Consider the following 13,369-nt stretch of genomic DNA (forward strand, 5'->3'; position numbering starts at 1 on the left):
CAGGCTCCACGAGCCTTGAAGCGACGTACCGGCGCGCAGGCAGAGCGCGCAACACCGCACCACTGTACCGGAGGCACGCCCGGCGGCGCAAAGCGCGCTCACACCGGCCGCCAATGTTGCTCGGTAAGCTTGACGGGTGATGGCCCTGCTCCCGCCCGTGCCCGCCGGAAGCCCGGCGGCGCCTCGTCCTGCCGCGACGCGGCGACTGTGGCCGTCCCTGCCAGCGTACGCCGGCCGGTTCCTCCTGCTCGCCCTCACCCTGGCCCTCGCGCTCTTCACCCCGCTCCCGGCCGCCGGGTCGACCCCGGCCGGCGCGGCGGAGACCGCAGCCGGGACCGGCACCGCCGATGACGCCGCGCCCGTGGTCGTCTTCGGCGTGCCGGGACTGTCCGCCTCCGATGTCTCCGCCGCCGGGACGCCTCATCTGTGGTCGCTGGCGGAGCAGTCGGCGGTCGGCAACCTCGCGGTCCGCGCCGCCGCCTCCACCACCTGCCCGGGCGACGGATGGATGACGTTCAGCACCGGCCGGCGCGCGCTCCTGGCCCATCCCAGCAGCCCCCGCGGCACCTCGGCGCGCTGTGCCGTGGTCGCCGATCCCGTCCTGGAGGACGAGACCGACGCACGCGACGACGGCTACCGGGGCGCGGCGACGGCCCGCAACTGGGACCAGCAGCGGGAGGCGAACCTCACCGCCGCCTACAGCGCCTCCCCCGGCGCGCTCGGCCAGGCGCTCCAGGACGCCGGCGCCTCCGCCACCGCGATCGGCCCCGGCGCCGCGATCGCCCTGGCCGACGAGACCGGTGCGATCGACGACTACCGCTCCCCCGGCAGCGCGCTCGGCTCCGGCGAGGACCTCGCCGATCTGACCGTGATCGACGTCGGCGCCATCGGCACCGGCACCTGGGTCCGGGACGAGGGATTCACCACCGACATCGCCGGCTGGGACGAGGAGCGCACCGGGTACATCGACGATCACGGGGCGCCCGCGCATGAGGTGCAGGTCCGGGCCGCCGACGAGACGATCGGCCGCTATCTGGAGCAGCTGCCGCCGGAGGCCACCGTCGTGGTGGCCGGGCTGGCCGACTCCGCCACGCCATCGCGGCTGCGGTATCTGAGCATCAAAGAGGCTGACGTCGCCAGGGCGCCCGCGACGGGGCTGATCACCTCGCCATCGACCCGCCGCCCGGGTCTGAGCCAGCTGATCGACCTGGGACCGACGGTCATGACGCTCATGGCGCTGGAGCCCTCGCCCGCGTTCCAGGGCATGCCGGTCACCCAGAGTCGGGACGGGGCCGCCACCACGGACGAGCGCCTGGCCCAGCTGCGGCAGGACGCCCTGAGCGCCGCGACCATTCACCGCAGCGTGCAGGCGTTCTCCATCGGCGCGGACATCGCCCACTACCTCCTGGCCGCTGCCCTGGGCCTTCTTCTCTGGCGCCGATGGCGGGCCCCGCGGTGGAACTGGCTGGCCGGCTCGGTCCGGCTGGCACGGCGCCTGGCGTGGCTGGGGCTGGCGATGGCCGCGGTGCTCCCGGGCGTGTTCCTGGCCAGTCTGCTGCCGTGGTCGAAGGCCGCCTCCCCCGTGCTGGGCCTGGGCGCTGCCGTCGCCGCGGGCACCCTGGTGATGCTCATCCCGGTCCTGGTGGGACCGTGGCGTCATTCCTGGCGCGGACGCGCCGGTGCGCTCGGCGGCGCCACCGCGCTGCTGCTGGCCGCCGACATCGCCACCGGCTCGCATCTGCAGTTCAACTCGCTGCTGGGCTACAACTCCATCGTCGCCGGCCGGTTCTACGGCCTGAGCAATCAGGGCGTGGCGATCTTCATCGCGGCGGCGCTGATGGCGATGGCCGTCCTGGCTAGGTGGCTGATCGAACGCGGACGGCGCCGGCTGGCGCTCGTGCTGACGGCCACGGCGGGCCTGATCAGCACCGGGGTGCTGGGCAACCCCGCCTGGGGCGCCAAGTTCGGCGGCACCATCGCGACCCTGCTCGGTTTCATCGTGCTGGTGCTCATGCTGGCCGGGGTGCGGCTGAACCTCCGGCGCCTGACGCTCATCGGCCTGATCTCCCTGGGCACCCTGGTGGGCATCGCGGGCCTGGACTACCTGCGCCCGGCCGCCGACCGCTCGCACTTCGGCCTGTTCTTCGGCCAGCTCCTGAACGGCGAACTGCTCGAGGTCCTGCTGCGCAAGCTGCACGCGAATCTGTCCATCATCACGATCAACCCCATGATCGCGCTGGTGGTGCCCATCAGCATGATGGCCATCGTGCTGTTCCTCGGCTGGCTGCGCGTCTCCCGCCGATGGGGGCACCTGGCGGCCGGCTGGGCCGGACGACTGCCCGATGTGCTGGCCGACCGGAGCCTGCGCGCCGGGTTCACCGCCGTGCTGCTGGCGCTGCTGACCGGCATGCTCGTGGCCGACTCCGGCGTCGCGGTCCCGGCCACCGGCCTGATGTTCTTCCTGCCGCTGCTGCTGTGCCTGCACGCGCAGGCCACCGAAGACGCCGCGGCGGGTCCCTCTCAGGAGCAGGAGCCGGCAGGCCCGCCAGCCGCGGCGGCCCCAGCAGCGGCGGGACGCACGGAGCTGGCCGAGGCGCGGGAGCCGGAACCGGCCTTGGCAGGCCCTTCCCCGGCGGAGTATCCGCGGCTGGCGGCGCTGTGGGCCAGGTGGATGCCGCGGCTACGGCGGCGCCGGCACATCCTGGCCGTGGGCGCGCTGCTGGCCACCGCGGGCATGCTGGGCACGGGCATCGCGCTCAGTTCCCCGCCGGGAGCCACGGATGCCGCCGAGCCGCCGGGCGACCCGGTGGTGCTCATCGGCGTCTCCGGGCTGACCTGGGACGAAATCAGCCCCCGCGAGACGCCGGCGCTGCATCGCCTGGCCCGCGAGGGCGGCGTGGCCTCCCTGACCCCGCGCAGCGTCAACGCCGTCAGCTGCCACGCCGACGGCTGGCTGGCAGTCAACTCCGGCCGCCGCGCCGCGGACGAGCCGCGCGAGGTGTGCCGCGATCCCGGGGCTCCGCTGGATGGCCAGGTGCCGGACTGGGACGTGTACTCCTACCGCGCGGAACAGGACAACTACCGGCCGCCGCTGGGACTGCTGGCCGCCCAGACCCGGACCGTGCCCACGGCCGGCTTCGGCCCGGGAGCCGCGATCGCGCTGGCGGACGCCTCCGGCGGGGTCGAGGACTGGCAGCCCGTGCCGGAGAACACCGCGGTCCTGGGCGAACAGGTCGCCGAGGCCGCGGCTGAGGGCGGTCTCGTCCTCGTCGATCTGGGCAACACGGGTGAGGACGGCTACTCCATGAGCCGGCTGGACAGCCGCGTGGCGGCCGTCGAAGAGGCGCTGGAGTCCGTCCCAGGCGACCCGACCCTCGTCGTCGCCTCCCTCTCCGACGGCGGTGACGACAGCCATATGCAGTTCTTCGCCGCACGGGGAACCGCCTTCGACGGCGCCCAGCTGAGTTCGCAGTCCACCCGCCAGCCGGGCCTGACCCAGACCACCGATGTGCTGCCGACGCTGCTGGAGGAACTCGGCCTCCCCCTGCCCGACAGCCTCGCCGGCGCGCCGCTGCATCGCGTGGACGACTCCCCCGCCGCCTCGGCCGAGCGCATCCAGCTCATGCGCGACCGGGACACCGCCGTGCAGACGCAGCAGGCCCTGGCGACGTGGTTCTACCCGTTCTACGGCGGTCTCCTGGTACTGCTGGCCGGCGCAGCGGTGGCCCTGGCGAGGCTGGGCTACGGCGGCCTGCCCGCCTGGGTGCGGGTCCTGGGCATGTTCCTGGCGACGGTGCCGGTGTCCACCTACCTGGTGAACCTGGTCCCCTGGCAGCGGTCGAGCAACCCCGATGTGGCGATGCTGGGCGCCCTGCTGGGCTTCGCGCTGCTGTGCACGACCCTGGTGCTGCTCGGGCCGTGGCGACGCCGACTGGGCGGACCGCTGATGGCGGTGTCCGTGCTGACGGTGCTCGTCCTGGCCGCCGATGTGATCGCGGGCTCGCCGCTGCAGATGTCCACCATCATGGGCGAGCCCCTGCTCCTGGCCTCGCGGTTCTACGGCATCGGCAACTCCGCCTTCGCGCTGCTGAGCACGGCGCTCGTGATCGCCCTGACCTGCGCCGTGCAGCCGCTGCGGGGCCGGTTGTGGCGGGTGGCGGTCATCGGCGCTGCCGGCCTGGCGGCCTGCGTGCTGCTGGCCACCCCCGGCCTGGGCACCAAGTTCGGTTCGGTCCCGACCCTGATCGGCGGCCTGTCGGTGCTGCTGCTGGGAGCCACCGGCATCCGGCTGTCCTGGCGCCGGGTGGCGATCATCGGCGGTTCCGCCCTGACGGTGATGACGCTGGTCCTGTTCCTGGACTGGCTGCGGCCGGCGGGCCAGCGCACGCACTTCGGCCGGTTCTTCGCGACCATCCTGGACGGGCAGGCCGGCGCGGTGATCGCGCGGAAGATCGGCATGAACGTGGACATCCTCACCCAGAGCTGGTTCACCCTGCTGCTGCCGCTGCTCCTGGCAGTGGCGTTCTGGGCGCTGCTGAGCCCCCGCCTGTTCCGGCTCCGCCCGCTGGTGGACTGCTACGCGCGGATGCCGATGCTGCGCACCGGGATCGGCGCGGCGGTGGTGCTGCTGGTGATCGGCACCTTCGTCAACGACTCGGGGATCGTGCTCCCGGCGGTGGGGGCGCTGTTCCTGGCTCCGGCCATGGCCCATCTGATCGGGCAGGACCATCTGCTGCGGCAGCCGGGTTCACGACGGATCGAGAACTGAGGCCGCCACCCGGTCCCGCGCGGCGGCCAGACCGGCGCAGGCGGTCCAGCGCTGATGCGCCAGCCACAGCCGGTGCAGTCCCTTCTCCTCCAGCGTCGCCGAGGCGCCGAGCGTGTCGAACAGCTCCGTCGTCAGCCGCTCCGAGATGCCGGCGACAGCCACCAGGACCTCCTCCACCGGGGCGTGCCCGGCCAGGACCGCTCGCACGGCGGCACCGGCCAGGGCGGCCTCGGCGCGGCTGCCCGCCACCAGCTGGCGCATCTGGGGGTCATCGGCGATGCGGGCGGTATTGCCCTGCCGGATGGAGCGCGGACGTGAGGCCGTTGCGGCGGCCCCGATCCTGGCGCTGCTCTCGATCAGCACCGCAAGGCACAGCAGCGACGCGATGCGTCCCTGCCGGTCCTCAGGGTCCTGAGAGTCCTCGGTCCACCCTCCGGCGCCGAGCGAGGCAGCCGCGTCGTCCGCCCAGCGGCGGATTCGCTCCTCCCAGTCCGGGGCGGCCGGATCGACCACCGGGATCACCAGATCGGGCATCGTATCTCCACTTTCGTTCCGCCGTACGGGCATCACAGTGCATCGCCGTGCAGGGACAGCGGGAGGTTCGTCCCGGTCCATCCCGTCGCAACGTGACCATGACGGCGTCGCAACGCGACCATTACGGCTGAAAGTTACGCGGCCGGAGGCGTCACCGGCGTAGCCGCCCGTAACATCTCGACTCGTGTCCACCGCCGCTTCCGCCCCGTCCGTGCCCGGAACCCTCGCTGAGCGGTTCGCCCCCGCCGCAGCGCTGATGCGCCGCGCCGTGCGCGCCGGCTCCTCGGCAGGCCGTCCGCTGGCGGGCGATCCGCTCAAGGAACGCGCGGAAGCCGTGCGGCTTCTCGCGCAGCTGGGCTTCGGACGGCTCCGGCTGCCCCGCGCCGCCGGCGGCCTGGACGCCGATGTCCCGGCCCTGATGGATCTGCTGATCCATCTCTCCGCCGCGGACTCCGACACGGTCCAGGCCTGGCGCACGCACCTGCTGGTCACCGAGCGGAACCTCGTCCGGCCCGGCACTGCCGAGTCCTCCCGCTGGCTGGGACGGATCGCCTCCGGCGCGATGATCGGCGGCGGCTGGACCGAGCCCGGCGGCACCGCCACCGGGACCTTCGAGACGACCCTGGCCGCGGACGAGGCCGGCAATCTGCGCCTGGACGGCCGGAAGTTCTACTCCACCGGCAGCCTCTACGCCGACTGGCTGGAGTTCAGCGCCGTACGGCCCGGCGGCGAGTACGTCATCGCCGGCGTGCCCGCCTCCGCCCCCGGGGTGGAGCTGCGTGACGACTGGACCGGCTTCGGGCAGAAGTACACCGCGAGCGGCACCACCGTGCTCGGCGCCGTCCCGGTGGACCCGCGGGACGTGGTTGCCTGGGACACACAGCATCCCGCGCTGGAGGGGTGGCAGCAGGCGGTGCTGCTGGCGATCCTGGCCGGCATCGCCCAGGCTGCGGCGGAGACCGCGGCCGAGGCGCTCGAAGTCGCCGCCCGGTTCGGCGCGGACCTGCCCGGTGAGGACCTGCTGGGCCGGATCGGCCGGATCAGCGCCCGTGCCTACGGGGTGCGCGCGGTCGTGATGGAGCTGGCCCGCGAGTTGCAGGCCACCCACGAGGCGCTGGTGAACGCCTGGGAGGCTCAGCCCTGCGAGTCCGGAATCCCCGGAACCCCGCATTCTTCCCGGGAACCCGGAGCACTCCCCGGAGCTCCCGGCGCCTCGGTCGCCGCCCCGTCCGGACGTCCGGTCCCTTCCGGCACCGGAGACCTCAGCGAGATCCGCCGGCAGGCCGCGCGTGATGCGGACCTGGCCAGCGCGAAAGCGCACTCGCTCGTACTCCCGGAGGTCCTGGCCGCCACGAACGAGGCAGCCGCGGTCACCGGGCAGCTCGGCCTGTTCGACCGGCTGTCCGCGGACCGGCACTGGCGCAACGCCCGCACCCTGGGCTGCCACAATCCCGTCGTCTTCAAGGAGCGCATGATCACGGACATGGAGACTTTCGGCATCGCGCCCGGGCTCAGCCGGGAAGAACGGTCCTCAGCCCGGCAGGAGGCATGGACCAGGCTGCGGCAGGGCCAGGGGAAAGACCGGGAGCAGAAGGCTCACGACGGGACGCCCGGCACCCGCACTGCCGTGGCACAGCCCCGCCACGGCGGCCAGGACGGATCCGGCACCCGCGCCGCGCTGCTGAGCGCCCGGGCCACCGCCGAGCTCATCGCCGACCCGTCGCTGCTGGAGCGGGCCGCCGGGGTCCTGCATGACCGGGATGTCCGCGTCCTCGTGCTGCCGGACCGGCCGGCCTCCGACGGGACCGCCGGCACCGCCCCGGTCTTCGATCCGAGCATCGCCGCCGCGGTGCTGCTCTCCCGGCTGCCGGGCACCGCCTTCCTGATCCGCACGGAGGGGATCCCGCCGGGCGAGCTGCCCTACAACTTCGCCCGGCGGCTGGCCACCCTGGAGCATCTGTCCGGCGGCGCGGCAGGCTGGTGGCTGGACTCGCAGGACCACGCCCGGGACCGCGAGTTCGCCATCACGGTGCAGCAGCTGTGGGCCAGCTGGCCACTGGAGTCCGTCGCCACCTCCCAGGACGCACCGGCCTTCGCCGATGTCGCCCCCATCCGCCGGATCAACCGGGGCGGGGAGTTCGCCTCCGCCGGGCCACTCAACGTCCCCTCCAGCCCGCAGGGACTGCCCGTGGTGTTCTTCAGCGGCGGGCTGCAGGCCTCCGCCGGCGATCATCTCTACGCCGATGGCCACCTCGGCCAGGCAGGCCCGGCCAGCGGCGACGCCGGAACCGGCGAGGACGCGGGAACCACGGGGGCGACCGGCATCGGCGCCGAGGAGTGGCTGGCGGGCATCGACGCCCATCTGCTCACGCTGCCGGCCGGGCCTGGCGCCGGCGCGCAGACCCCGGACGGGACGCTGCGGGCGCTGCTGGGGCTCCCGGTGCCGGAACTGACGCCTCTTCCGGAGGCCGCTCCGCGATTCGATGTGCACGACGATGCCGACAAGGGGGCGCTGTGAGCCGCACGAGCGGACCGGTCACCGACCATATGGTGGTCAACGTCAACGTCCTGGGCGTGGGACAGCGTCCCGCCGCCTGGCGCAATCCAGAACTGCACGCCCGGTCCATCCTGGACCTGGACTACTGGCAGACCGTCGCCCGCACGGCGGAGAAGGCCCTGGTCGATGCGGTGTTCATCGCCGACCGTCCGGCGATGACGGACCCGCGGACCCGGCCGGTGCAGTACCTGGAGCCGACCGTGCAGCTGACCGCGATGGCCGCCGTCACCGAGCACGTGGGCTTCGTCGGCACCGCCTCCACCACCTTGAACACCCCGGAGGAGCTGGCGGCCCGGCTCTACTCCCTGCACGTGGCCTCCCGCGGCCGCTACGCCTGGAACGCGGTCACCACCTACGACCCCGAGGCGGTGCGGAACTTCGGCCATGCGGCGGTCGCCACGCGTGAGACCCGCTATGCCCGCGGCGAAGAGGTCATCCGCGCGGTACGGGCGCTCTGGGAGTCGGCCGGCACCGGCCAGACGGTCTCCTTCCACGGCGACTACGTGGACATGGAGGCGACGCTGCCGGCGGCCGTCACCTTCCCCGGTCATCCGGTGATCGTCCAGGCTGGCGGGTCGATGCCGGGCAAGCGCCTGGCCGGCCGGGTCGCCGATGCGGTGTACTCCGTCGAGCAGGACCTCGAGGCGGGCGTGGAGAGCCGGGAGCTGGTGCGCCGCATCGCCGCCGAGGAGGGCCGTTCCCCCGACGCCGTGCGGGTCTACCCGGGACTGGCCCTGGTCATCGGCAGCACCGAAGCCGAGGCCTGGGAGCGGTTCGATCACTGGGAGAACCTCGCTCCGCCCACCTACAGCCTGCAGGCGCTGTCCGCGGCACTGGGCGAGGATCTGAGCGACGTCGACCTGGATGCGCCGTTGCCGGCCAGGATCCTGGACGCCGAGCCGAGCCCGGAGGAGTTCTCCGGCTGGTCGCTGGGCTACCGGAACACCCTGGTGCGGATGGCCCGCCGGTCCGGCGCGCCGGTACGGAAGCTGCTGCGGGAGTTCGGCGGCTACGGGCAGCGCTTCCTGGCCGGGACGCCCGAGCAGATCGCCGACACCATGGAGGAGTGGTTCCGCGCCGGCGCCGCCGACGGCTTCAACCTGATGCTGGACCTGTTCCCCTCCGCGCTGGAGGACTACGCCGAGCAGGTCGTGCCCGAACTCCAGCGGCGCGGACTGATCCGCCGGGAGTACACCGAGGGAACGCTGCGGGACCGGTTCACCAGCCCTTGAGCCGCGCCGCGCCGGCAGAGGTCCCAGCGGGGCGCGGGCAGCGACGCGATCGCAGTGCTGGTCGATGTGATCGCAGTGCTGTGCGACGGGAGCCGAGGGAGTACGCCCCGGCCGGCGACGTGCTTGCCCGCCCACCAGCGGAGGTGCTTGCCCGGCCCACCAGAAAACAACACCGTCCTGCCAGAACCACACCGTAGACGGTGTGGTTCTGGCACTAAGGCGGTGTCCTGGCACGAAGGTCTGATTTTGCGGGCGATGCGGTGCCCTCGGATCTACGTCCCGGATGCTTCCCCACGGTGAGCGGGCCGCGCGGCTCGCTGGCCCGGGCACGCGGGGCTGCACAATCCTTCGGTCAGGGCACGCGGGCACCCGAAGCGGCACAATCCTTCAGTCGGGACACAGGGGCGCCCGAAGCGGCACAATCCTTCAGTCGGGACACAGGGGCGCCCGAAGCGGCACGGTCCTTCGGCTCAGGGCGCCCGCGGTACCGGACTCAGCGGCTCGCCTGGAGCGAATTCCCTTCTCCGGGAGGAAACGCCGGGGCCCAGTCGCCTCCGCTCGGCGGGGCGGCCGGCAGGCCGAGCGCCCACCGGAGCGTGCCGGCCGTCCGCGGGGCGGCACTGCTGAAGCCGGGTCCTTCATCGGCGGATGCGGCGTACCGGCGCTCCGCCCCGTCACGGCGTAGCGCGTCTTCACGGTCCACCGCGTCTTCCCGGGGCGGCGCACCTCCAGGGACCGGTCTTTCAGGAACCGGCGCGTCTTCCCGGGACGGCGCACCTTCATGGCGCGCCGCCTCCGCGAACGTGCGCCGCGGCAGCGGACGGTCCCGCAGCTGCAGATCCACCCAGGGATAGTCCCCCGGAGTGCCCTCCCAGATGAGGACCGGTTTGTCCCGCATGTCAGTGGGCAGGGTCAGCGGACCGCCGATGTCCGGCAGCCCCGGCGTGGTGACGCGGCCCAGGCGCGCGTCGTCCACGTACCGGCCGGCGACGGTATCACCGGTCAGCGCCTCCAGCGGCCAGCTCTCCCACAGCGCCGAGAGCGCACGCAGCACGCGCACGCCCAGCGGCGCGGACGATTCCGGCGCCTCATCGTACCAGACAGCCTGGCCGGATCCGCGCGGCTGCTCCGCCCCGCCGGTGCGCCCCGTACCCGCCTCGCCGCCCTCGCCCAGAAGCACGCCGATGCGGCCCTCATGCAGAGCGGCCAGGGTGGAGACGGTGCGGGCCAGGTTGACCGGGTGCGTGCGCAGGTCCGGGACCACCAGCACCCTGGCCTGCACGGTGCGCGCCAGTACCATGCCCGCCAGCGGCAGGGCGCTCAGCCCGCTGCCGGGCGGGAGGCGCAGGACGAGGGCGGCCGCGCCGGAGCGTTCGAGGGTTTCCAGCGGCGGAGGGGGCGCAGCCGTCTCCTCGGCGCGGGACCCGGCCCCGGCGGGCGGCAGGCCCGCCAGCTGCCCGGCCAGGGCCTCCAGCTCGGCGTCGCTCGGTTCGATCAGCCAGGGCGTCATCGGCGTGCCTTCCGTAGGCGGGCGGCGAAGGGCTCGGCGGGGTCTGCGGGCTCGGCCGGGGCCAGACCGCGTTCCCGCAGGACCGGCACCACCTGCTCGACGAAAAGGCGCAAGCCGGAGGGGTTCGCGTCCGCCAGGATGTTGAAACCGTCGCAGGCCGCGCCGCGGAACCAGTCCTCCATGATGTCCGCCAGCGGTTCCGGCGGCCCGACGTAGAACTGATGGCCGAACCCGGAGAAGTGCCGCAGCAGCGCGCTCAGCGTGATCTCGCGGCTGGCCGCATAGGACAGAATGGCCCGGGCGAAGCCGACCGAGCCGCCGTCGGGCACATCGAGCGCGCGTTCCAGCTGGGGCGCGGCCGGCCCGTGCGGATCGAGCTGGTCCAGGCGGATGCCCAGCATATGCTCGAAGCGCCGGGTGACGTAGTCGCGGGGACCGAGCTCGGTGAGCCGTTCGAAACGGCGCTCGGCCTCCTCCTGGGTGGAGCCGAGCACCATGTGGATGCCCGGCAGCACGAGTGGGGCCGGGCGGCCGTGGCGGGCGGCCCGCTCATGCAGGTCCGCGTAGTTGCGCGCGGCGGCCTCCTTGACCATCTCCGCGGCGAACACCGTCTCCGCGGTGGCTGCGGCCAGCTCGCGGCCCTGGGACGAGCCGCCGGCCTGGACGATGAGCGGCGGAGTGGCCGCGAGCGCGGCGCGGAACGACTCGGGGAGGCGCGGGGCGTCCTGTTCCGGATAGTCGAACACCTGGCCGGAGAACGACCATCGCCGCCCGCTCGCGAGCGCCTCCATGACGCGCCGGTGCACCTCCAGGAACTCCTCGGCGCGGCGGTACCGGTCCTCCCGGCCCGGGGAGGACCGGTAGCCGAAATCCCGTTCGATGGCCGCCGGCACGCCGGTGACGACGTTCCAGCCCGTGCGGCCGCCGGAGAGCACGTGCTGAGTGGCCAGCCGCGTGGTCAGCTCGGCCGGATCGTTGGAGCTGGTGGAGACGGTGGCGATCACGCCCAGCCGCTCGGTCCGGGCCAGCACGGCGCCGAGGGCTGCCAGCGGTTCGACCATCCGGTTGGGCCGCAGCGCGGGATTCGCCGCCAGGCCGGGCATGTCCGCCAGGAAGATCGCATCCAGGCCGCCCTGTTCGGCCAGGTCCGCGGCGTGGCGCCAGAACCGGGCGGTGAGGTTGTCCTGCGGCCCGGTGCCGGGCATCCGCCAGGCGCCGGCGTCGGTGCCGAAGTCGTACACATTGGCGCCCAGCAGCATGTGGCGGTCCCCGGGGTCACCGGCGCGCGGCTCGGCAGGCGCGGTCATCGGGCACCCTCCCGGCGCTCGCCGGCGGAGGGTGCAGGGCCCACATCGCCGGCGGAGGGTGCGCGGCCCGGTTCCCCGGCGTACCAGATGCCCGGCAGCGGCTCATCGAGCAGGGCCTCGGCGCCGAGCACCCGGGCTTTCTGCACCGCGGGGTTATGGGAGGCGAGGGTGCGCGCGTTGCGCCAGTGCCGGTCCCAGCGGCGGGAGGCGCCGACGAGTGATCCGCCGCCGATGTCGAAGGCCCGGGAGGCGGAGTCCAGCACCAGGTCCGGGATGATCACCTGCGCCCGGGTGACTTGCCGGTGCGCGGCGGCGATGCGCGTCTCGTCCGGCGTCTCGAAGGCGTCCTCGAGTACGGCGGCAGCGGACTCGCTCAGGACGGTGGCGGTGGCGACCCGGGCACCGAGCAGGCCGATGAGCTGCTGGACCACCGGGTCCTGCGCCGGCGTCGCGGCCGCGGCGTGGGAGAAATGCCGGGAGCTGGTCCGGGCCTGCTGCACGGCGTCGTCGTGCACCCGCACCAGGATGCCCGTGAGGGTCGCCAGATGGGTCAGCTGGAGGAGCGCGTCGTTCAGCGGCTGCGGCAGGCCGGAGGCCCGTTCCACCGGGCGGACCTCGGCGGCGTCCACCCGCACGTTCTCGAACACGGCGCCGCCGCTGGCGCTGGCGCGCTGGCCGAAGGCCGCCCAGTCATCGGCCAGGCGCACCCCGGCCTGATCGGTGCGGACCATGACGGAGCAGCGCTCTCCGGGCCGCCCGTCCGCCGCGGCCAGGACAGTGAGCCAGTCGGCGTAGAGCGCGCCGGTGCAGTAGGCCTTGGCCCCGTCCAGGCGCCAGGTCCGGCCGGCATCGTCGTCCCGGCGCACGGTGGTGCCCAGCGCTCCAGCCACCTGGCCCGGCGGTTCGGTCGTGGCACCGGCGAACATCCGGCCGGCAGCGGCCTCGGCGATCCACCGGTCCGGCCGGGTCGACGGATCGGCACGCAGCGTGCGCTCCAGGAAGGCGTAATGCGAGCGCAGCGCCTGGACGGCGGCCGGCTCCACCCGGGCCACCTCGATCAGCAGCCGGATATGGGCCGGCAGCGAAAGGCCCCAGCCGCCGTGAGACACCGGCAGCCGTGCGACGCCGATCCCGGCGGCGAGGAGCCCGCGCAGCATATCCCGCGGGGTGGCCTCGGCGGCATCGCGGCTCAGGACACCGTCCTCCAGTACCGCCAGTGCACGCGCCACGGCGTCCCGGCTGGCGGGAGGGATATCGCCCAGGCCGGGTCCGGCGCTCAGCGCGCTGCCGGCCCCGCCGCCGGCATGTCCGGAACCGGTGCTGTCGAGGGTGGATCGTCGGGTCGTCACCCCGGCGAGTGTAGGCAGTGACGGGCAATGACGACAGAAGATGACGAATCATGTCCCTGTGCGACGGTAAGCGTCATGGTGTGGCGGGGCGGCGTCACAGGGCTCGCCTAGC

Annotated in this window: 7 protein-coding genes; 3 read left to right on the forward strand and 4 right to left on the reverse strand. The window is 73.6% G+C overall.

Translation table 11 applies throughout. The annotated features are described in order from the left end of the window. Positions 1–136: 136 nt before the first annotated feature. A complete protein-coding gene (locus IEW13_RS05640; RefSeq protein WP_188549965.1) occupies positions 137–4,768 on the forward strand; it encodes a hypothetical protein in 4,632 nt (1,543 codons plus the stop codon). On the opposite strand, the gene IEW13_RS05645 is transcribed toward IEW13_RS05640, so the two are convergent. Continuing rightward, the gene (locus tag IEW13_RS05645) at positions 4,748–5,302 is read right to left on the reverse strand and encodes a hypothetical protein (protein ID WP_188549966.1); all 555 of its coding nucleotides are present in this window, start codon (positions 5,300–5,302) and stop codon (positions 4,748–4,750) included. The two genes, IEW13_RS05640 and IEW13_RS05645, sit on opposite strands and share 21 nt — an antisense overlap. Positions 5,303–5,486: 184 nt before the next feature. On the opposite strand from IEW13_RS05645, the gene IEW13_RS05650 reads away from it, so the two are divergent. Next, entirely contained in the window at positions 5,487–7,820 is a 2,334-nt protein-coding gene (locus IEW13_RS05650) for an acyl-CoA dehydrogenase family protein (protein WP_188549967.1), read from the forward strand. Next, positions 7,817–9,091 (forward strand): NtaA/DmoA family FMN-dependent monooxygenase, encoded by a 1,275-nt coding sequence (locus IEW13_RS05655; RefSeq protein ID WP_229744955.1) that lies wholly within the window; start codon positions 7,817–7,819, stop codon positions 9,089–9,091. The genes IEW13_RS05650 and IEW13_RS05655 overlap by 4 nt, the downstream gene beginning before the upstream one ends. Positions 9,092–9,584: 493 nt before the next feature. On the opposite strand, the gene IEW13_RS05660 is transcribed toward IEW13_RS05655, so the two are convergent. Genes IEW13_RS05660 through IEW13_RS05670 form a run of 3 tightly spaced genes read right to left on the reverse strand, consistent with a single transcriptional unit; the run spans position 9,585 to position 13,257 of the window. Further along, complete coding sequence (locus IEW13_RS05660; protein WP_188549968.1) at positions 9,585–10,601, reverse strand: amino acid adenylation domain-containing protein; 1,017 nt, start codon at positions 10,599–10,601, stop codon at positions 9,585–9,587. Beyond that, positions 10,598–11,908 carry an LLM class flavin-dependent oxidoreductase gene (locus IEW13_RS05665; protein ID WP_188549969.1) on the reverse strand — a complete coding sequence of 437 codons (1,311 nt, stop codon included), beginning with the start codon at positions 11,906–11,908 and terminating at the stop codon, positions 10,598–10,600. Before IEW13_RS05665 ends, IEW13_RS05660 begins: the two co-directional genes overlap by 4 nt. Beyond that, positions 11,905–13,257, reverse strand: a complete 1,353-nt coding sequence (locus tag IEW13_RS05670; RefSeq protein WP_188549970.1) for an acyl-CoA dehydrogenase family protein — start codon at positions 13,255–13,257, stop codon at positions 11,905–11,907. Before IEW13_RS05670 ends, IEW13_RS05665 begins: the two co-directional genes overlap by 4 nt. Positions 13,258–13,369: the final 112 nt, after the last annotated feature.

Source organism: Sediminivirga luteola (assembly GCF_014639315.1).
Classification (GTDB): domain Bacteria; phylum Actinomycetota; class Actinomycetes; order Actinomycetales; family Brevibacteriaceae; genus Sediminivirga; species Sediminivirga luteola.

Coding starts and splice junctions, on each gene's coding strand:
- IEW13_RS05665 (WP_188549969.1), bottom strand. CDS start 11,908: ATGACCGCGCCTGCCGAGCCGCGCGCCGGTGACCCCGGGGACCGCCAC.
- IEW13_RS05660 (WP_188549968.1), bottom strand. CDS start 10,601: ATGACGCCCTGGCTGATCGAACCGAGCGACGCCGAGCTGGAGGCCCTG.
- IEW13_RS05645 (WP_188549966.1), bottom strand. CDS start 5,302: ATGCCCGATCTGGTGATCCCGGTGGTCGATCCGGCCGCCCCGGACTGG.